The 20,360-nt window shown below is 63.2% G+C and carries 15 protein-coding genes; 13 read left to right on the top strand and 2 right to left on the bottom strand.

All coding sequences use genetic code 11. From position 1 onward, the window contains the following. Positions 1-819 precede the first annotated feature (819 nt). The 4 genes from ABGT79_RS03290 (at position 820) to ABGT79_RS03275 (ending at position 5,261) form a co-directional block, all read left to right on the top strand. Positions 820-2,556, top strand: coding sequence for an alkaline phosphatase (locus ABGT79_RS03290; protein WP_294486816.1), 1,737 nt, complete (start codon positions 820-822; stop codon positions 2,554-2,556). Positions 2,557-2,811: 255 nt separating this feature from the next. After that, a complete protein-coding gene (locus ABGT79_RS03285; RefSeq protein WP_346665001.1) occupies positions 2,812-3,252 on the top strand; it encodes a hypothetical protein in 441 nt (146 codons plus the stop codon). A gap of 6 nt (positions 3,253-3,258) precedes the next feature. Further along, a complete protein-coding gene (locus tag ABGT79_RS03280; RefSeq protein ID WP_346665000.1) occupies positions 3,259-3,969 on the top strand; it encodes an ATP-binding cassette domain-containing protein in 711 nt (236 codons plus the stop codon). A 119-nt stretch (positions 3,970-4,088) separates the two neighbouring features. After that, on the top strand, positions 4,089-5,261 hold the full coding sequence (locus ABGT79_RS03275; RefSeq protein WP_346664999.1) for an ABC transporter permease: 1,173 nt from the start codon (positions 4,089-4,091) through the stop codon (positions 5,259-5,261). A 621-nt stretch (positions 5,262-5,882) separates the two neighbouring features. On the opposite strand, the gene ABGT79_RS03270 is transcribed toward ABGT79_RS03275, so the two are convergent. Next, positions 5,883-6,695, bottom strand: a complete 813-nt coding sequence (locus ABGT79_RS03270; RefSeq protein WP_346664998.1) for an MBL fold metallo-hydrolase — start codon at positions 6,693-6,695, stop codon at positions 5,883-5,885. Between the two features lie 236 nt (positions 6,696-6,931). On the opposite strand from ABGT79_RS03270, the gene ABGT79_RS03265 reads away from it, so the two are divergent. Continuing rightward, positions 6,932-8,539, top strand: a complete 1,608-nt coding sequence (locus ABGT79_RS03265) for a sulfatase-like hydrolase/transferase (protein ID WP_346664997.1) — start codon at positions 6,932-6,934, stop codon at positions 8,537-8,539. On the opposite strand, the gene ABGT79_RS03260 is transcribed toward ABGT79_RS03265, so the two are convergent. Further along, complete coding sequence (locus ABGT79_RS03260; protein ID WP_346664996.1) at positions 8,530-9,027, bottom strand: hypothetical protein; 498 nt, start codon at positions 9,025-9,027, stop codon at positions 8,530-8,532. The two genes, ABGT79_RS03265 and ABGT79_RS03260, sit on opposite strands and share 10 nt — an antisense overlap. 294 nt (positions 9,028-9,321) lie before the next feature. On the opposite strand from ABGT79_RS03260, the gene ileS reads away from it, so the two are divergent. The 8 genes from ileS (at position 9,322) to ABGT79_RS03220 (ending at position 20,331) form a co-directional block, all read left to right on the top strand. Continuing rightward, complete coding sequence (gene ileS, locus ABGT79_RS03255) at positions 9,322-12,186, top strand: isoleucine--tRNA ligase (protein ID WP_346664995.1); 2,865 nt, start codon at positions 9,322-9,324, stop codon at positions 12,184-12,186. After that, positions 12,183-12,683, top strand: coding sequence for a signal peptidase II (gene lspA / locus ABGT79_RS03250; RefSeq protein ID WP_346664994.1), 501 nt, complete (start codon positions 12,183-12,185; stop codon positions 12,681-12,683). Before ileS ends, lspA begins: the two co-directional genes overlap by 4 nt. A 2-nt stretch (positions 12,684-12,685) precedes the next feature. Next, the gene (locus ABGT79_RS03245; protein WP_346664993.1) at positions 12,686-13,291 is read left to right on the top strand and encodes a hypothetical protein; all 606 of its coding nucleotides are present in this window, start codon (positions 12,686-12,688) and stop codon (positions 13,289-13,291) included. A 138-nt stretch (positions 13,292-13,429) separates the two neighbouring features. After that, positions 13,430-14,284 (top strand): tol-pal system protein YbgF, encoded by an 855-nt coding sequence (ybgF, locus tag ABGT79_RS03240; protein WP_346664992.1) that lies wholly within the window; start codon positions 13,430-13,432, stop codon positions 14,282-14,284. A gap of 665 nt (positions 14,285-14,949) precedes the next feature. After that, positions 14,950-16,698, top strand: a complete 1,749-nt coding sequence (locus ABGT79_RS03235; RefSeq protein WP_346664991.1) for a DEAD/DEAH box helicase — start codon at positions 14,950-14,952, stop codon at positions 16,696-16,698. Positions 16,699-16,704: 6 nt separating this feature from the next. After that, complete coding sequence (locus ABGT79_RS03230; RefSeq protein ID WP_346664990.1) at positions 16,705-17,175, top strand: hypothetical protein; 471 nt, start codon at positions 16,705-16,707, stop codon at positions 17,173-17,175. Between the two features lie 11 nt (positions 17,176-17,186). Beyond that, on the top strand, positions 17,187-18,095 hold the full coding sequence (locus ABGT79_RS03225) for a tRNA (adenine-N1)-methyltransferase (RefSeq protein WP_346664989.1): 909 nt from the start codon (positions 17,187-17,189) through the stop codon (positions 18,093-18,095). Positions 18,096-18,315: 220 nt separating this feature from the next. Beyond that, positions 18,316-20,331 (top strand): ATP-binding cassette domain-containing protein, encoded by a 2,016-nt coding sequence (locus tag ABGT79_RS03220; RefSeq protein WP_346664988.1) that lies wholly within the window; start codon positions 18,316-18,318, stop codon positions 20,329-20,331. Positions 20,332-20,360 lie beyond the last annotated feature (29 nt).

Raw genomic sequence — 20,360 nt, 5'->3', positions numbered from 1 at the left:
AAACGTGTTTTGAGAAAAGCGGGAGGGAAGCCGCTCGGGGAAAGTTTTGGGAAAGCGCCCCGGGAAAGGCTTTCCGAAACGCGTCTTTGGGAAGGGGCGTCGCGGAACAGTGTCCCGTGAAATGTGCTCCCGGAAAGCCTCTTGAGAAAAGTGTCTGAGGCGGCGCGGACTCGCCGCGCTTCGAAAGGGGAGCGAGAATATTCCCCCGGAAAGGCTTTCAGAAAAAGTGTTTAGGGCAGGGCATCGGGAGAGACATTCGCAAAACCGTGCTGGGAAATTCTCTCGGGGGCCGCGCTTCAGGAAGCGCATCGGGAAAGCGTCTTGGAACGTATTTCGAGACATCTTCTCAGAAAAAGTGCATCGGAAAAGTGTTTGGGGGACGCCTTTCGGGGAAGATTCTCGGGGAAGGGTATCGGAAGAACCGTTTTGAGAGCGTTTTCAGGAAAGACTTTCAGAAAAATGTTTTGAAAAAGTGCCTTGCCTCCCCGCAGTGACCCCTCTCGAAAAGCTCTCCCGCAGGATGAGCAGAGCGGCACCCGGCAAGGGGGATTTTCCCGGCTGGGCACCACGCTGCGGGACAGCCCGTTTCCGCATTCACCGAAATAAAAAGTTTTGGAAGGGAGGATGGGGGCCCCCGGGGGAAGGAGGGACAACCTTTTTCAAAAGGTGTCCCTCCTTCCCCCGGTACAATTCTCTCTTTCTCTTTCCTTTCTTCATGTTCGCGTAGTGTTTCTTCACGAACAATTTATCATGACTTCACAGGGGAGTTACGGTTGTTGCTCATAGTGGCGGCAGCTGAAAACAACACTGGAGGAAGTTATGAAAGCTACCGTGATGATGCCGCTGTGTCTCGGCATGGCGCTTCTGACCGCAACTGCTCAGGCTGCGCCGTCCATTTATCCTGTGGACACGGCGCGTTTCCTGGGGACCTCGAAGTTTGACTTCAAGGTGGAATTCGACCGTGAACTCAGCCAGTCCGACATCGACGTGCGCATCAACGGCAAGAGCGTTGCCGACGTCTTCGGTGCCAAGCCGGAATTCATCAAGAACGAGGAAGGCAAGGGCTCTGCCATCATTCTTCGCAACGTTTCTCTGGCTCCCGGCAAGTATGCCGTTTCCGCGAAGGACGGCAAGGAAGAAGCGAGCGCCAGGTGGGACGTGTACGGCACGCCGGAAAAGGCCAAGGCCAAGAACGTCATTCTTCTCATTGCGGACGGCCTCAGCATGGGGCATCGCACCGGCGCTCGTCTGCTTTCCAAGGGCGTGACCAACGGCATGTACAACGGCTATCTTTCCATGGACACGCTGCCCTACACCGGCATGCTCGGCACCTGCAGCGTTGACTCCATTGCCGCCGACTCCGCCAACACCGCTTCCGCCTACATGACCGGTCACAAGTCCAGCGTGAACGCCATCGGCGTGTACGCCGACCGCACCAAGGATCCTTTTGACGATCCCCGTCAGGAAACCATTGCCGAGCTGCTCCGCCGCAAGACGAACAAATCCATAGGCATTGTTTCCGACGCCGAAATCGAAGACGCCACGCCTGCCGCCGTGGTTTCCCACACGCGCAAGCGTTCGGAAAAGGCCGCCATTGTAGGCATGTTTGCGGGCATTCGTCCTGAGGTGCTCATCGGGGGCGGTTCCGCCTATTTCCTGCCGCGCACGGTGCCCGGTTCCAAGCGCAAGGACGAAAAGGACTACGTGGAAGACTTCCGCAAGGCAGGCTACACGCTGGCCACCACGCGCACGGAACTTATGAGCGTCATGGACAAGAACCCCGATCGTCTGCTCGGTCTGTTCCACACCGGCAACCTCGACGGCGCGCTCGACCGCAAGCAGCTGAAGAAGGGCACGGTGTCCAAGTTCCCGGATCAGCCCGACCTCACCGATTCCATGAACGCCGCGCTCAAGGTGCTTTCCAAGAATCCCAACGGCTTCTTCCTCATGCTCGAAGCCGGTCTCGTGGACAAGTACACGCATCCTCTCGACTGGGAACGCGCCATTTACGACACCATCATGTTCGACAAGGTGGTGGCGCAGGCGCAGGCCTTCTGCGACGCCAATCCCGACACTCTGCTCATCGTCACCGGCGACCACACCCACGCGCTCAGCATCATCGGCACCGTGGACGACAATCTGCCCGGCGAGCTCATGCGCGACAAGGTGGGCATTTACGGCGCGGCCGGCTACCCGAACTACAAGGACGAAAACGGCGACGGCTATCCCGACGACGTGAACGTGTCCAAGCGCCTTGCCGCCTTCATCGGCAACTACCCCGATCATTACGAAACCTATCGTCCCAAGCTGGACGGCCCCTTCGTTCCCGCGGTGAAGGATGAAAACGGTCACTACATCGCGAACGCCGCCTACAAGGACATTCCCGGAGCACAGTTCGTGCCCGGCAATCTGCCCCGCACCGAATCCACGGGCGTCCACGCCATCGACGACCTCGTGGTGGGCGCGAGAGGCCCGAACGCCGATCAGATTCACGGCTTCATGAACAGCACGGAAATCTTCCGCATCATGGCCGAAGCCATGGCCCTCGGCCGCTGATGACGGATGGGGAGGGAAGGCATGTGTCTTCCTTCCGCGACAACAGGGCGCTCCGAATGTTCGGGGCGCCTTTCCTGGAATTCGCTTCGGTTTTCGACGCGCGGCCGAAGCGGGCGGGGCGGCCCCGGACGCAAAGAATGCCGAGCGCCCCGGGAGGGGAACCACGATGTTCCCGGCGCGCAGACATAGAGGATTCGGAAGCCTCTGCGGAACTCGGAAGCTTCCGAACGAATCCGAACCTTTTGCACAACGGACATGGATATGAAAATTTGGCTGACCGTGCTGCTTTGTCTTGTGCTTTGCGTGCAGACGGCGCGGGCGGAAGAGGAAAACCGCCTGAGCTTCGACGAGCTGTACAGCGGAGGCGGCGCGCTGGGACTGCGTTTTTCCGACAAGGTGCTGGCGTTTGAAGGCAAGCACGTCGTCATCCGCGGATTCATGGCTCCGCCGCTGAAGGCGGACGCCGACTTTTTCGTGCTTACCCGCGAGCCTGTGGCGCTGTGTCCGTTCTGCCAGTCCGACTCCGACTGGCCGGACAACATTCTGGTGGTGTACCTCTCCGAAAAGCAGCGCTTCGTGCAGAACAACACCGTCATCGAGGTGGAAGGCGATCTGGAAGTAGGCTCCTGGACGGACGAGCACACCGGCTTTGTGAGTCAGCTCAGGCTGCGCAACGCCACCTTCCACAAGCTGTGAGGCAGCATGGAAAACGATCTTCATCTGCGGAACATCCGCTACAGCGTTCAGGATGGATCCGGAGTGCGGCGCGTGCTGGACATTCCGGAACTTTTTCTGCCCGGCGGCACGCTGGCGGGCATTTACGGCGATTCCGGCTCGGGCAAGACGTCGCTGCTCAATCTTCTGTGCGGTCTGGTGCTGCCCGATCCCTGCCAGGGCTGCGAGCTGCGCTGGGGCGACGACGACCTCACCACCATGCCCGAAGGGCGGCGCGATGCCTGGCGGGGCCGTCACGTGGGCATGATCTTTCAGGATTTTCAACTTTTTCCGCAGCTTTCAGCCATGGAAAACGTGCTGTTGCCGGCCACGTTCCGAAATTTTTCCATTCCGGAAGACGTGCGCGACAGAGCGCGGGATCTGCTCAGGAGGCTCGGCATCCGCCGCACGGACGTTTCCACGGGCGTGTTTTCCCGGGGCGAGCAGCAGCGCGTGGCCATGGCCCGGGCCGTACTGTTCCGCCCGTCGGTGCTGCTTGCCGACGAACCTACGGCCAGCCTCGACCGCAGCAACGCGCAGCTCGTCACCGACGAACTTGTGGATCTCGCCCGCTCGGAAGGCTGCACGCTGCTTGTCGTGACCCACGAACAGGTGCTCCACGGCAGAATGGACAGGCGCTACCGTCTGGAACGGGGGCGTCTGCTCTTTGGTCTGGAAGACGATCTGAAATCGAAATGAGCCGGTGTTCCCGGCGGAGTCTGATTTCTGCGAGTCGGGGTTCCGGGCTTTTGCCGGAAGGCCGTCCGCATTGTCCGCGTTTCGGGCGGGCGGAGTGACAAACGCTTGCAAGGTGACGTATGAATCCTTTTCTTTTTCTGCGCGGCGAGTTTCGCCGTTCCTGGGGCGGCGCGCTGGCGCTGGCTCTGGTGCTGGCCTTTGCGGGAAGCCTGAGTCCCGCGGTTTCCATGATGGAGCGCTCCATCCGTTCCGGCATGGCGCAGGCGGCCGACGCCTTTGATCTGCTCGTGGGCGCGAAGGGCAGCGCCGTGGATCTGGTGCTGGGAGCGGTGTATCTCCGGCCCGAGCCGCTTCCGCTGCTGCCCCTCGGCACTCTTGAGGCCGTGAAGGCGCACGGCGGAGTCCGCTGGGCCGCGCCGCTGGCTTTCGGCGACCGCTGGCGCGATTATCCGCTGGCGGGCACGTCGTCGGAGCTCGTCACGCTGGGCGGCAAGCGTCCGCTGGCTTCCGGCCGCATGTTTCTCACGGGCGACGAAGCCGTGGTGGGCGCGGGCGTTCCGCTCAAGGAAGGCGACGTTTTTTCGCCGAGTCACGGCAGCGTGGCCGAAGCCGCGCTGGACGAAGGCGGCAGGAGCGCTCACGATCATTCCTTCCGCGTGGTGGGGCGCATGCCCGCCACGGGCACGCCGTGGGACAGGGCCGTGGTGGTTCCCATCGAAGCGCTCTGGAACATGCACGACGCCGGAACGGGGTCGGGGCGCTGTTCCGTGGTGGTGGTGAAGCCCGTCACCGTGGCCGACGCCTACCGTCTGCGGGGAGCGCTGAACGGTCCGGAATCGCAGTCCGTGTTCACCGGCGAAGTGCTGACGCGTCTTTTCGGCACGATGGAGCAGATGCACGACGTCATGATGCTGCTTGCCTCGGGCGCTCAGGCCGCGGCGCTGGCGGCGGCGCTGGTTTCGGGATTTTTCGCCGTGGCCATGCGCGTGCGGGCGCTGGCGCTTCTGCGGGCGCTCGGCGCGTCGCACGGCTTTCTTGCGGTGAGCGTCTGGCTCATGGTGTCGGGCGTGCTCCTTGCAGGAAGCGCGCTCGGTCTGGGGCTCGGCTGCCTGATGGCTTCGGCGGCGAGTTCGTGGATTCAGGCGGAAACCGGCGTGGCGCTGACCGTGACGCTGACGGCGGGGGATGCTCTTGCGGCGCTGGCCGCGGCCGGATGCGGCTGCCTGGCGGCGTTTCTGCCCGCCTGGTTCGCCTGCCGCAGAACGGCCGGAGAACTGCTGCGCTCGGCTTAGCCGATCACCGGGCGCGAAAATCAGGATCCGGCGCTTTTCCGGAAGACTCTGCGGGGGAAAATGGCGCGGGGCATGCGGAGCCCGGCCCGCGGAAAGCCGCGTTTCGGCTTCGCCCGCCTGAGCGCGGCGTCCGGGAAAGGGAAAAGCGCCGATCATCGCTTCATGGGGCGCGGAAAGGCGCGAGGGATACCGTCCGCGTCGGACGAGTGCGCCGTTCCGCTCCTGCGGCCGCAGCCGCCGAGGGATGGGGCATGGCCGCGTCGGCGTTCGGCCGACGACCGGCCTTGTGCGGCCGCAAAAAAAGGGGGCTTTCGGGCCCCCTTTTCCTTTTGTGCTTGATTGTGTGGCGCAGGGATTGACGCGGTGCAAGAGCATTTTCGCCGGGGACGGTGGCCTTTTGCCGGAGCGTTTTTGCGTCTCGCTCAGGGGCGTTTTGAGCGACGTCGCCCTGAGCAGCGTTGCAGGGAGCTGCGTCCATGGCCGGACGGCGACCTGCGCATGACCGTGCCCGGCGTTTTGCGCTTCGCTCCGCGCTCGGCCGGAGCGCTTTTGCGGTTCGTATCCTCTCCTGTGCGGGGACTCTGCGTCTGCGAGGCGTCGGTGCTTCGATTCACGGCCGAGCTACTTTTTCAGAGCGATGACGTCCAGATCGTCGGGCACGTACACGCCGCCCCGGAAGGCCTGACGCGCTTCCTCCGTATAGCGTTCCTTGCGCAGTGAAGGCGGCGTGCGGTCTTCGGTGTGCCACAGCACAAGATTGCGCACATGGTGTTTGCCCGCGAGCAGGGCGGCTTCGCGCACGGTGCCGTGACCGATGATGTGCGGCCGGAAAACGCGCGAATCGGCGTCGAGGCAGAAGGCTTCGTGAAGGAGCCAGTCCGCGCTTTCCAGATAGTGGCCGCACGCGGGCTGACAGGGTTCGTCGCCGGTGCAGACGATGCGCTGTCCGTCCGGTCCTTCCATGTGGAAGCCGAACTGCTCGGCCTTGCGCGAGTGCGTGTTGAAAAACGTGACGGTGTGCCCGGCGATGGAGCGCTGTTCGCCGTCCTTCACGGGCACGAAGCGGATGCTGGTTCCCACCGTGGAAAACTGCTTTTCGCTGAGCGTGAACTGACAGATGGCGCGCAGCTTTTCCGAAAGGCGGCTGTGACAGTGGATGCGCAGAATGTCGCTGCGCTTTTCCCGAAGAAAGAGGGAGGCAGTCATGCGCACGAGCCAGATGACCCCGAGAGTGTGATCGATGTGTTCGTGCGTGACGAAGATATCCTTGATGTCGAGAAGGGAGATTCCGGCTTTCTCCAGCTGAACGAGAATGCCGTTGCCGCCCCCGCCGTCCACCAGCAGACCGCCCTGCGGCCCCTGAAGCATGAAACAGGTGTTGTAGTAGCGCAGCGCGTTGGCCGCTCCCGTGCCGAGAACGATGAGCCTCTCCATGGAGAACCTCCTTGTCTTCTTATGCACGATACGAAGCGCCGGGCGCAGCGTCAAGAAGCGAAGGACGCGGGGGAGCGGGCTTTTGTTGAGAAAGTCGGGCGGAATGTCCGCATGACAAGGCAAAAAGCCCGCGCACAGCGTCGGAATTCGTCGCGATGAGTAATCTTTCTTTTTTATTCTAAGTGGTTGACCTGATCTTCCCGCGGGCCGATGATGAAGGCTCCGTGGGAGGAGTCATGCGCAATCTTGTATCGCCCGTGAATCATGGAGGCCCGGCGCTCTGTCTGCTGCTTCTTGCCGTTGCGGCGAGCGCCGCGGAGTCCTTTTTCGTGCAGACGTACTCCATTCATCACGCGCTGACGTGGGAGAGCGTGCGGAGCATGATCAATGTTCCGCTGCTTTGCATCGACGTTCTTTCGCCGCTTGCGCTGGCCCTTCTTTCCCGCAGGGCCTTTGCGCTCTTTCTCGTGGGACAGACGGCGATCAGCGCCGTGGTGCTGCACTACGGCAGCTTCTTCTACAATACGCTCACGCTTTCCACCATCTATCATTCCATGCAGGGGCTGTCCTATCTCGGGGGCTCCGCGTTCGTGTTCGTCAAGCCAGACCTTCTTCTGCTTCTCGCCCTCGTTCTGGCCGTCAAGCTCCTTCTCGTCCGTCTTTCCGCCGCGCCCGTCATGCCGCGCTTGTGGAACCTGCGGGGCGTGGCGGCCGTGATCTGTCTCATGCTGGTGTCGGTCACGGTGTTCTGGGAGCACGGCCGGTCGGGCATCCTTTCGCTCTGGACCGGAGAGGGGCCGCATCGGACGGCCGTCGACCGCCGCAGTCAGGAAGGCGCGAAGGAGTCCGTGCGCAGCCTCGGCTATCTGGCCACCTGGGCGGGAGAGTGGATGGGCGGCGTTTACAAGGATACCAGTCTCATCTACGCCGAAAAAAGGTGCCCGGATCCCAACGTCCGCTTTCTGGAGCGGCATCCGGAGAGCGTCGATGCCTGGTGCGGCTGTCCGCTGCCGCCTCCGTTCGACCGCGCGGCGCTCATTCAGGTGGAAAGCCTCGACTACGCCGCGCCGTTTCTGATCGTCAACGGCGAGCGGGTCATGCCTTTTCTGCATTCGCTTCTGTCGTCGTCGCTGCTGCTCAGGGCCTTTGCGCCGCACAAGGTGGGGTCGGCCAATTCCGACTATGAACTTCTGAACGGCCGCGTGGCGGATCAGAACGTCATGTATTACTCCTACATCCGCGAGTATCCCGACAGCGTGATCCGCGAGGCGGCGGCCATGCGTCCGGCGGTGTTCCACGGTCTGGAAGGCAATCTGTTCAATCTTCGCGAGGCGTACCGGCTCATGGGATTCGACAGGACGTTTTTCAAGGAAGAGCTGACGGATAAAGGATACCCGACAAGCCGTCTGGCCATGGAGCAGGTGGCGGACGAGCATGTGCTGGACGCGGCGGCGCGGTATCTGGAGGAAGGAGGGGGCAGGGCGGTGTTCGTGGTGACCATGAGCAGCCACATTCCCTTCATGGAGCCGCAGCCGCTGTTCGGGCCGGGACGTGGCCTGTTTTTCCGCTACATATCGTCGCTTCGCTACGTGGACGAGTGTCTGGCCGACTTCTACGCCAGACTGCCCGAAGGCGCGCTGCTGGCGCTCTGGGGGGATCACGGCAGCGACGTGTCCTATCCTTCTGATATGACGCCGAACGGCAGGCGCGTGCCCTTTCTTCTGAACGTGAAGGGAAACGACGCCTGGATTGCCGGCAGGGAGAACGACGTTCCGCAGCGGGAGTTCACGCTGTGCTCGCTCTCCTGGCTGCTGCGGGCCGTGCTGCGCCGCGCCTACCCCTGACGTTCTCCCGGTTTCAGCACGGCGAGCGCGAGAGCGAGGCCGAGCAGGGCGGCGTAGAGCGCGCAGTACAGCTCGCGCCGGACGTGCCGGGCCATGACGTCGGGCCTTATGTAGGCCGCAAGACCGTTTCGGCAGACGTCGTCGAGTTCCTGCCCGGCCCACGGAATGAGAAACAGCGTGCCGACAACAAGCAGGCTCGCGGCGATGAACCACTTGCAGGCCACCCAGGGATATTTCACGAAACCCCGGCTGGTGCAGAGCGAGAAGGTCAGCCCCGTGAAGAATGTGCCGAACGCGCCCGCGGGCACGAGAACGTACTGATTGATGACGGCCGAGGCACGGAGCATGCCGAACAGATCGTCGTCCGAACCGGAGAGCGGGGCTTCGTGCATGAGCAGCAGCACGCACAATACGCTGCCGAACCAGCACGAGACGGCCGCAAGATGCAGAATACGCAGAACAAGCTGTCCTTTTTTCCCGAGATGCATGGCGTCGCTCCTTGCGCGTTTTTTCTTGAGATACGGAGGGCAGTTACCATGCGCGGCAAAAAATCGGAATAATATTTTCCGGGGCGCGGACGCGGCGGGCGGGAAACCTGGGCTTCGTGAAAATGACGCTTTCCGCCCTTCTCAGGCCGGAGGTCGGCGCGCGGGGAAATTGGGCTTGACATTTGGGCCCGACGCGGGAAAACATACCTTTTTCTGACTGCTTTCGGGGCGGTCTCTGTACTTGTGCCCCGCAAGGAATACCATGGCGCGTTCCGCGCCCGGAGGAAAAGCCTCATGGCTGAATATAAGAAAACGCTGAATCTGCCCGTCACCGGTTTCCCCATGAAGGCGAATCTGGTTCAGAAGGAACCGGAGATGCTGAAGTTCTGGGAAGAAAACAATGTGTTCCAGCGCATGCAGGACGCTTCCGGCTCGCGCGGCGAATTCGTGCTGCACGACGGCCCGCCCTACGCCAACGGCCACATTCATCTCGGCACGGCGCTGAACAAGATCCTCAAGGACATGATCATCAAGTCCCGCAACCTCATGGGCTGGAAGACCGGCTACATTCCCGGCTGGGACTGCCACGGTCTGCCCATCGAACACAACGTGGAACTTGAACTCGGCGACAAGAAGAAGGATCTGCCCGCGCACGTCATCCGCAAGCGCTGCCGCCAGTACGCACAGAAGTTCCTCGATATTCAGCGCAAGGAATTCAAGCGCCTCGGCGTGCTGGGCGACTGGGAACATCCCTATATGTCCATGGATCCGGCCTACGAGGCCGTGACCGCCGCGGAACTGGCCACCTTCGTGGAACGCGGCGGCGTGGTGCGCAGCAAGAAGCCCATCTACTGGTGCTGCCACTGCAAGACCGCCCTCGCCGAAGCCGAAGTGGAATACCGCGACCTTTCTTCGCCCTCCATCTACGTGCGCTTCCCGCTGCCCGATCCCAGGCTGAAGGACGTCTTCCCGAACGCCGACGTGTCCCGCGCCTACATCGTGATCTGGACCACCACCCCCTGGACGCTGCCGAGCAACCTTGCCGTGTGCGTGCATCCTGAATTCCGCTATTCCCTGGTGGAAACCGGCGGAAGCCAGTACATTCTCGCGTCCGAACTTCTGGAAGGCTGCGCGAAGACCTTCGGCTGGACCGACTACACCGTGATCGGCGAGACCACCGGCGACAAGCTGGATCGTCTTGAGGCCCGTCATCCCTTCATCGACCGTCCTTCGCTCGTCATCAACGGCGAGCACGTCACCCTCGACGCCGGCACGGGCTGCGTTCACACCGCTCCCGGTCACGGCCGCGAGGACTACGAAGTAGGCATGAAATACGGCCTCGACGTGTACTCCCCCCTCGACGACGAAGGCCGCTTCCTGCCTTCCGTGGAATTCTTCGCCGGCATGCAGGTCTTCGACGCCAACCCCGCGGTCATCGCCAAGGTCGAGGAACTCGGTCATCTGCTGGCCCGTCAGGACATCACCCATTCCTATCCCTGCTGCTGGCGCTGCAAGAATCCCGTCATTTTCCGCGCCACCACGCAGTGGTTCATCGGCATGGAGCCCAACAATCTGCGCGGCAAGGCCCTCGACGCCATCAAGAACAAGGTGAAGTGGATTCCTTCCTGGGGCCAGGGCCGCATCTACAACATGGTGGAATCGCGTCCCGACTGGTGCATTTCGCGTCAGCGCATGTGGGGCGTGCCCATTCTCGCCCTCATCTGCAAGGACTGCGGCGAGGTGTGGAACGATCCTGCCTGGATGCGCGACATCGCTTCGCGCTTCGCCACGCATCCTACGGGCTGCGACTACTGGTACGAGCACGACGTGGATGAAATCGCGCCCAAGGATCTGGTCTGCCCGCACTGCGGCGGCCGTCACTGGGAAAAGGAAGACGACATCCTCGACGTGTGGTTCGATTCCGGCACCAGCTTCGCCGCGGTCATGGAAAAGCGTCCGGAAGGCCGCGTGCCCGCCGATCTGTATCTGGAAGGCTCCGATCAGCACCGCGGCTGGTTCCACAGCTCCCTGCTGGTGGCCGAAGGCACGCGCGACATTCCGCCCTACAAGGCCGTGCTCACTCACGGCTACGTGGTGGACGGCAACGGCCGCAAGATGTCCAAGTCCATAGGCAACGTGGTGGCCCCGCAGGAAGTCATCGACAAGTACGGCGCGGAACTGCTGCGTCTGTGGGTCGCTTCCGTGGACTACCGCGAAGACATCCGCTATTCCGAAGAGATCATGAAACGCCTTGTGGACGCCTATCGCCGCATCCGCAACACCTGCCGCTACATTCTCGGCAGCATTCACGACCTCACCCCCGAAACGCTCGTGCCCTTCGCGGACATGAAGCCCCTCGACCGCTACGCCCTGAGCCTGGTGGCCGCCTTCCACGAAAGCGCCGAAACCGCGTATCAGGAATACGAATTCCACAAGGTGTTCCAGGGCCTGCACGGCCTGTGCGCCACCGAGCTTTCGGCCTTCTACCTCGACGTGCTCAAGGATCGCCTCTACTCCTCGCTGCCCGACAGCGCCGAGCGTCGTTCCGCCCAGAGCGCGCTGTATCAGATGCTGCTCATCATGCTGCGCGACATGGCGCCCATCATGAGCTTCACGGCGGAAGAGGCGTTCCGCTACATTCCCGAGGCCCTGAAGCCCGTGGACGCCGAAGGCAAAGCCGTGGTCACCGTGTTCGCCATGCCTCCCGTGGACGCGGCGAAGTTCCGTCTGTCCGACGACGAGCGCGGCGCGTGGGAAATGGTCATGGACATCCGCGCCGGCGTCACCCGCGCCATCGAGCCTCTGCGCAAGGAAGGCGTGATCGGCCATGCGCTCGACACTCACGTCACCCTGTACGTGGACGACAAGCTGCGTGCCGCCATTGCCGACAGCGGCGCCGACATGCGTTCGGTGTGCATCGTGTCGCAGCTGGACGTGGCTCCCTTCAAGGACGCTCCCGTGGACGCCCTGGCCGCCGCGCAGCTCGACGAGTGCCCCGGTCTTGCCGTGCGCGTGAAGAAGGCCGGCGGCGAGAAGTGCGAACGCTGCTGGATGTACTCCGAGGAACTCGGTTCCGATCCTGAACATCCCACGCTGTGCCCGCGCTGCGCTGCGGTCATGAAGGAACTTGAGGCCAGAGAAGCCGGAGCCAAAGAGTGAAAGGGGCGGTGAACCGCCATATCGTCGTCTTTTCGGTGGCGCTGGTCTGGCTTGTGCTGGACCAGCTCACCAAGGCGGCCATAACGGCAGGCCTTGCCGTGGGACAGGGTTTTTCCGTCATTGACGGATGCTTCAACATCGTCCACGTGCTCAACCGCGGCGCGGCCTTCGGCTTTCTGAACAGCGAGGAAACGAGCTGGCAGTTCTGGCTCTTTCTGGGAGCGGCGTTGCTCGTGACGGTCGTCATCGTGCATATTGCGCGCACGTCCGCCTACAGCCGCACGCTGTTCTTCGGGCTGGGGAGCATTCTCGGCGGCGCTGCGGGCAATCTCATCGACAGGGTGAGATGCCGAGCCGTGACCGACTTTCTGGACGTGTACTGGGGAGAATGGCACTGGCCCGCCTTCAACGTGGCGGACATCGCCATCTGCCTCGGCGTGCTGCTTGCCGGCGTGGTGCTGTTCCGGCAGGGGCGCGAAGACGACGGGGGAAAATAGCCGTGCTCATTTCAGACCTCAGCAGCGAGCAGCTGCTCATGCTCATCGTTCCTGCGCTGCCGAACATGTGGGCGCTCAAGCACGCCATGTACCACGACTTTCCCACCACGAAGGAAAAGTACCGCTGGATGATGGCCTGCGTATTCGTGCCCTGCCTTGCGGGCGTGGCCTACTATTTTGTGGGCAGAAAGCGCGCCAGCAAGGAAAAGGTGGACATCCGCGCCAGAATGGAGGCGGAGCGGGCCCGGGCGGCCGGGGAAAAGGCGAAGGCCGAAGACTCGGCGGCGCTGAGCGGGACATTGGCGGAATCTGCCGGGGCGGCGGGAGAAAGCGCGGCCCTTGCGGGTGCTGCGGGCTCCGGAGCTCTTGCGCCTGCCGGAGAAGCCGCCATTGAGCGCGCTGAGGCCGCAGGGGGCGAAGCGACGGCAAAGAGCGAAGCGTTGACCGCGGACGCCGCAAACACTGCCGAAGCTTCTGCCGAAGCGCCTGTGGCGGACGCTGCGGCGAAGGCGGCAGAGAAAGCGGATGCGCGTCCGCGTCCTTCGGGAGCCGTGAGAGCGGGCGACGACTGGTCCTTCGGCTGCCCCGACGACGTTCGGAAGCCGTGAATATTTGACAATAGTAAGACAGGGCCCCGACCGGCGGCGTCGTCAGGACGCGGCGTGCAGGAGCGTCATTTGCCGGCGGAGTTCGTATGCAACGGGGGCGGGCCTGGCCCGCGTCCTCATGAATCAGGAGAAAAGGTCATGGAACTTATGAAATGGGGCCGCAATCTTGCCCTGTTGTCCCTGCCTCTGATGCTGACGGCGTGCGTGACGAGCAGCGAGCATAACGCCCTTCAGGCCCAGGTCAATCAGATCAACCGTCAGGTGAGCAGCAGTCAGACCAATCAGGCCGACAGCTGGTCGCAGCTCATGGAACTGCGTCAGGAAGTCTCGGAACTGCGCGGTCAGATCGATACGCTCAACTACGCCCTGCAGCGCGCCGGCGGCGCGCAGAAGATGGCCGACACCCTCGCCGCGCATGATCGCGCCCTGCACCTTCTGGAAAGCCAGATGGCGCTGGATCTGCAGCTCGGCGGCGATCCCAACGCGCAGCCCGGTGTTCCCGGAGCCGACGGCGCGACGCCCGGCATGGTTCCCGGCATGCAGGCGGCTCCTGCCGCCGCCCCGGCTGCCCCCGTGGCGCAGGCCGCTCCCGCCGCTCCGCAGCAGCAGAATGTGGACATGGCGCAGGCACTGTACGACAACGGCATGAAGTCGTTCAACTCCCGCAATTATCAGGCGGCGCTGCGTTCCTTCAGCGACTTCACCAAAACCTACCCCAAGAACAAGCTGGTTTCCAACGCCTGGTTCTGGCAGGGCGAAAGTCAGTATCAGCTGAAGAACTACGCCGAGGCCGCCCTGGCCTATGAAAACGTGATTTCCGGCTATCCCAACAGCGTGAAGGCTCCGGCTTCCTATCTGAAGCAGGGCATGTCCTTCCTGCAGCTCAACAAGAAGGCCGCGGCCAAGCAGCGCCTGAACGAACTCGTGCGCAAGTTCCCCAAGGCTCCCGAGGCCACCCGCGCCAAGCAGGTCATCTCGCAGAACAAGCTGTAGCGCGGCGCAGGCGAAGGCCTGCCGTCGCTTTGCTGCCGCGGGCGCGGCAGCGCGCATTTTTGCCGTCCGCAAGGCGGAGGCATGTTTGAAAGGCCCGGCGTCGCTGGCGACCGGGCTTTTCTGCGCCCTGCGGGATGCGGGGCGTCGTCGAGCCTGCCTTTTCCGGATCGGACAGAAGCCGTCGCCTCTCGTGCCGTGTCCGGCTGCCCCTGCGCGCGGGAACCATATTTGCTGGTCATCATTGAAGCGCTCCCGAAGCGTCCGGGCGGAATGGCCATGGGTATTCCGGCAGTCGCCCGGTCACGGCGAAGCGTCACGGAGGAATTTCGCGCTGTCAGCCCGGCAATCGTCCGCTGCTTCGGGGCGTCGCTGCACGAAACTCTGCACGGTGAACGCTGCGGGACGCGCCGTCGAGGCTCCCGCGCCGCGGGTTGGATGACTTTCGCCCGCAAGCCATGCGCTTCGCAGGTGCCTTCCGCACCATGAATGCCGTCTGGGGGCAGGTCGTTTCGGTAAATCCACGGGGGCTTTTGCGCCGCAACGCCCGGGAACAGCGCCGCATCCGGGGGAGCGTGGCCGCTCTTGGCAACCGGAGCAGAATCGGCTATGATGTTCCGTTTTCTCAAGACAGTCATATCATTTTATTCTTTTATCAGGATTCGCAAATGTCGGATACCATAGCCAACGACGAGGAGCTTCACATAACCGCTCCCGAACATTCCCTGCCGCCCTGCGCGCTGGAAGAGCTGCCCGAAGCCATGCAGCGCGCCTGCGCCCGCGCAGGCTGGACGCGCCTCATGCCCGTGCAGGCGCATGCGCTGCCCTATCTCATGGCCGGACGCGACCTCATGGTGCAGTCCCGCACGGGCAGCGGCAAAACGGGCGCCTATCTTCTGCCGCTCATTTCCCTGCTTGATCCCGAAGAGAAAAAGCCGCAGGCCCTCATTCTCGCGCCCACGCGCGAACTGGCCAGTCAGGTGGAACACGAGGCCCGCACCCTTTTTGAAGACGCGGGTCTTTCCGTCGCCGCGCTCTACGGCGGCGTGGGCTACGTCCGTCAGCTCGAGGCCCTGCGCACCGGCGTTCAGGTCATTGTGGGCACGCCCGGCCGCGTGCTCGATCATCTTCTGCGCCGCACCCTTTCGCTGGACGCTCTGCGCGCTCTCATCTTCGACGAAGCGGATCGCATGCTCTCCATCGGGTTCTACCCCGACATGAAGGAGATTCAGCGCTATCTGCCTTCGCACGCCATTTTGTCCACGCTTTTTTCCGCCACCTATCCCCAGCACGTCTTGAATCTCGCCGGAGAATTCCTGCGCGATCCGCAGATGCTCAGCCTCTCGCAGGGACAGGTGCATGTGGCCGCCATTCAGCATCGCTACGTGGAGTGCGGCCGCATGGACAAGGACCGCACCCTGGTGCGCCTCATGGAAACCGAGAATCCCACCTCGGCCATCATTTTCTGCAACACGAAGTCCAACGTGCATTATGTGACCGCCGTGCTCAAGGGCTTCGGCTACAACGCCGACGAGCTCTCCGCCGATCTTTCCCAGAACAGGCGCGAGGAAGTGCTCGAACGCCTGCGCGAGGGCAAGGTGCGTCTGCTCGTGGCCACCGACGTGGCCGCCCGCGGCATCGACATTCCCGCGCTCTCCCACGTGTTCCTCTACGAGCCGCCGGAAGACCGCGAGTCCTACATTCACCGCGCGGGCCGCACGGGCCGCGCCGGAGCCGCCGGCACGGTGATCTCCCTTGTGGACATCATGGAAAAGATGGAGCTTCAGCGCATCGCGTCGTTCTACCGCATCGACATGGAGCCTCTGGCCAATCCCACGGACGAAGAAGTGGCCGTCGCCGCCGGACGCCGGGAAACCGCGCTGCTCGACGCGCGCCGCAGAGCCTGCACCGGACTCCAGCTGGAACGCGCCCGCCGTTATCTTTCCCTGGTGAAGGAAATGGCGCAGAGCGACGACGAAGATCAGCTGCTGCTTCTGGCCCTGCTCATGGACGCCGATTATCAGCGCAGCCTCGGCATGGAACAGACTCTGCCGAGACCCCGCGCCGAGCGCGAGAACGATCGCCGTTCCTCCCGCAGAAACCGCGGCAGGGACAAGGCCGAAGAGGCGTCTGAAGAGGGGGAAAAGTCCCGTTCGCGCCGTCGCAGACGCAGAAAGTCCGGCGACTCGAATGCTGCCGACGCTCCCGCCGCGGAACAGACTTCCGCTTCTGCGGAGCAGACTGCCGTTTCTGAGGACAAGGCTCCGGCAGAAGGCGTCGAAACCGCTTCCGCGCCGGAAGGCGAAGGCCGCAGACGTCGCCCCCGCCGCCGTTCCCGCCGCCGCGGCTCGGAAGAGGGCGCGCAGCAGGGCGAACAGAGTGCCGAACCTTCTTCGCAGGCGGGCGATACGGAGTAGAGAGCCGTGCGCATACCTGGCACGGTGGTAGATCCGCAGGCGGGCAGGGCCACGCCCGAAGCGCTGGTGAACACCTTTGAGGCGCTGCTTGCCGATGCGGATTTTGCCGCCTTTCTCAACATTCTCGGCACGGGCCGCTTCGCCTTTTCCGCAAGGAAGGCCATGCGGCCCGTGTTCACGGCGCTGTGCCTGGGCATTTGGCGTCTGGCCCTGAAAAGAGCCGCGCCCGACAGCTGCGATGAGGCCTATGAACGCGGTCTCGCCGAGTTCTGGCCCCGGGTGAAGGACGCCGACGCCTTCATGGTGCTCGTGCGCGACGTTGCCCGCTTTCTGCCCGGGCAGGGCAGGGAGGACTTCACCCCCACCGCGCGGGACATGTTCCGCCGCGCGGGCCGGGAGCCCGATCAGGCGGGGCTCGTGGGCATGGCGCTCTTTCTGCGGCGCATGTACGATTATTTTTTAAACAACCTCATGTAACAGGAAACATTATGCCTCAGTACGGCGATCTCGTCATTCTGGCTTCTCCCCGCGGCAAGCGTCACATCTACCGCATCGAGGAAGGGCACGACCTGCACACGCAGGACGGCGTCATGCGCGCGGCCGACCTGGCGGCCTCCGAATTCGGCATGGAAGTGCGCACGGCCATGGGCGTTCCCTTCCGCCTTGAAAAGCCGCAGCTCTACGACCTGGTCATGGGCATCAAGCGGCAGACGCAGATCATGTATCCCAAGGACATGGGACTCATCTGCTTCAAGCTCGGCGTAGGCAACGGCCGCACCATTCTCGAGGCCGGTTCCGGTTCGGGAGGCTTCACGCTGGCGCTGTCGTGGTTTTCCGGCCCCAACGGCCACGTTCACAGCTTCGAGGCGCGCGAGGAATTCCACAAGCTCGCCAAGCGCAATCTGGTATGGGCGGGCGTGGGCGACAACGTCACCTTCCACCTGCGCGACATTGCCGACGGCTTCGGCGTGAACGATCCCGACGTGCTGAACGGTCAGAAGGGCGACGCGCTCTTTCTCGACGTGCGCACCCCGTGGGAATACCTCGACGCCGCGCGCGAGGCTCTTGTGCCCGGCGCGCCCATCGCCTTTTTGCTGCCCACCATTGAGCAGGTGGCGGAACTCATCAAGGCGCTGGAAATCGAACCCTTTGAAGAAACCGAAGTGTGTGAAATTCTGGTGCGTCCGTGGAAGGTCGTGCCCGGACGTCTGCGCCCCGCCGACCGCATGAGCGCGCACACCGCGTTTCTTGTGTTCACGCGCATGCAGGAACGCAGCGCCGACTGGGACGCCCGCATTCCGCTGGGGACCCGCGAACGCAAGCAGGAAGCCGCCCGTCAGGCCCGGCTTGCCGAGGCCCGCGGCGAGGATCCGGACAGCGTGGACTACGAAATCTAGCCGCGAACGCTGAAACGGCGGACGCGCCGCTTCGCCCGGCCTGCGTCTCTGCCGCGCGCCGACGCCGTGTCGGAGCCGGGTGCTCATCCTTGTCCGGAGCCGGAAGGGGGCGGAGCTTTCGGAAGTTCGGGCGTCGTTTCGCCTGTGCCGTCCGCCAGGAGAGCACGGCGTCGCGTCAACTTGTCACCACAACACGGGGAACGTCCCCGAACGCATTGTCATGAACATTACCATTCAGAATCTTTCCAAGTCATACGGCGGCCGCGACATTTTCCATGATTTTTCCCTGGATATCGTGGACGGCATGCGTCTTTGCGTATGCGGCCCCAACGGAACGGGCAAATCCACGCTTCTGCGCATGCTGGCGGGCGTGGACGCGCCGGACGGCGGCCGGGTGATCATTCCGCACGGATGCCGCGTGGGATACGTGGAGCAGATACTGGACGAAAAAACGCTGGACGTGCCGCTCCTGGAATGGGTGCAGGCCGCGCTGCCCGACTGGGGCGACTTCTGGCAGGAATGGGAAAAGGCGCAGAGCTCCGGCGACGAGGCGGCCATGAACCGTCTCATGGCGCGTCAGCACGACCTTGAAACGCGCTACGGCTACAATCCCGAGCAGCGCGCGCAGACCGTGCTTTCGGGCCTCGGCTTTTCCAAGGAAAAATGGATCCTTCCCATCCGGCAGCTTTCGGGCGGCTGGCGCGAGCGCGCCAAGCTTGCGCGCGTGCTCACTGCGGGCGCGGACGTGCTCTTTCTCGACGAACCGACCAACCATCTCGACCTTGAGGCCGTGGAATGGCTGGAAGAATTTCTCATGGACTTCAAGGGAATTCTGGTGTTCGTGGCGCACGACCGCGTGTTCATGGACCATGTGGGCACGCACGTGTTGTACCTCGGGCTTTCCAAGCCCGTGTTCCGCAAGTGCAACTACACCAAGTTTCTGGAGCTTCAGGCGGAAATTGAGGAGCAGCGCGAACGCGAGGCCAAGCAGATAGCCGACGAGCTTGAGCACAAGATGGACTTTATCCGCCGCTTCAAGGCCAAGGCCACCAAGGCGCGTCAGGCGGGCTCCCGTCAGAAGCAGGCCAGGAAGCTGGAAAAGGAACTTGAACAGTACAAGCCCGAACCCAAGCGGCGGGAACTGTCGTTCAAGTGGCCGGAGGCCGCGCCTTCCGAAAAGGTGGTGCTCTCCGTGGCGGATCTGGCCTTCCATTTTCCCGACGGCACCACGCTGTGGCCGCCGCTCACCTTTTCGCTGTTCCGCGGTCAGCGCGTGGGCCTTGTGGGACACAACGGCTGCGGCAAGTCCACGCTGCTCAAGATCATTGCGGGCCGGCTGGCCCGCACGGGCGGCACGTTCACCATGGGCTCTTCCACGCGCATGGGCTACTACAGCCAGCAGCAGGCCGAAACGCTGGATCTCGGCGGCACGGTGCTCGGCGAAATGCGTCGTCTGTCCGACCCGCACACCTCGGAAGAGGAACTCATGAGCGTGCTCGGCCTGTTCATGCTTGGACAGGGCTACTTCGACCGCTCCATAGATTCGCTTTCCGGCGGCGAGCGCAGCAGGCTCGTGCTGGCGCTCCTGTTCCTGCGCCGCTGCAATTTCCTCGTGCTCGACGAACCGACCAACCATCTGGACCTCGAAAGCCGCGACGCCCTGGTGGAAGCTCTGGAAGCCTTTGACGGAACGCTGCTTGTGGTTGCGCACGACAGGCATCTGCTCTCCGAAGCCGTGGACGAAATATGGGCCGTGGATGAGAAGGGCATCACCGTGTACAAGGAAGGCTTTGCGCAGTACGACGCGGCCCGTCGCGCGGCGCGCACCGCCGCCGCAAAGCAGGAATCCGCGCCTGCCGCGCGTTCCGCGTCGTCCGGCGCGGCGGTGAGGCCGGTTCCCGGCACCAACCTTTCCCGCGAGGATCTCAAAAAGCTCAAGCGCGAGCAGGCCGAACAGCGAAACGCGCTCTACAAGCAGCTCAAGCCGCTCCAGGCCCGCTACGCCGAACAGGAAAAGGCGCTGGAGGCCCTGCTGACCCGTCAGGAGGAAGTGGAAGGACTGCTCGCCGATCCGGACGTGTACGCCGACGGCGTCAAGGCGTCGGAGCTTCTCAAGGAATTCCATTCCCTTCAGGAGCGTTCGGAAAAGGAACTCGAGGCGCTCGGCGAGCTGGAATCGAAGATTTCCGAGCTTGAGGCCAGAAGAGCCGCGCTTTCCCTCGACGGGGGAGAGTAGCCTTTGCCGGATGCGGCGCGCTTCGCCGT

Origin of the sequence: uncultured Mailhella sp. (assembly GCF_963931295.1) — a bacterium.
Taxonomy (GTDB): Bacteria; Desulfobacterota; Desulfovibrionia; order Desulfovibrionales; family Desulfovibrionaceae; genus Mailhella.
The sequence above is the reverse complement of the archived record's forward strand: the minus strand, read 5'-3'. Positions and strand labels throughout refer to the sequence as shown.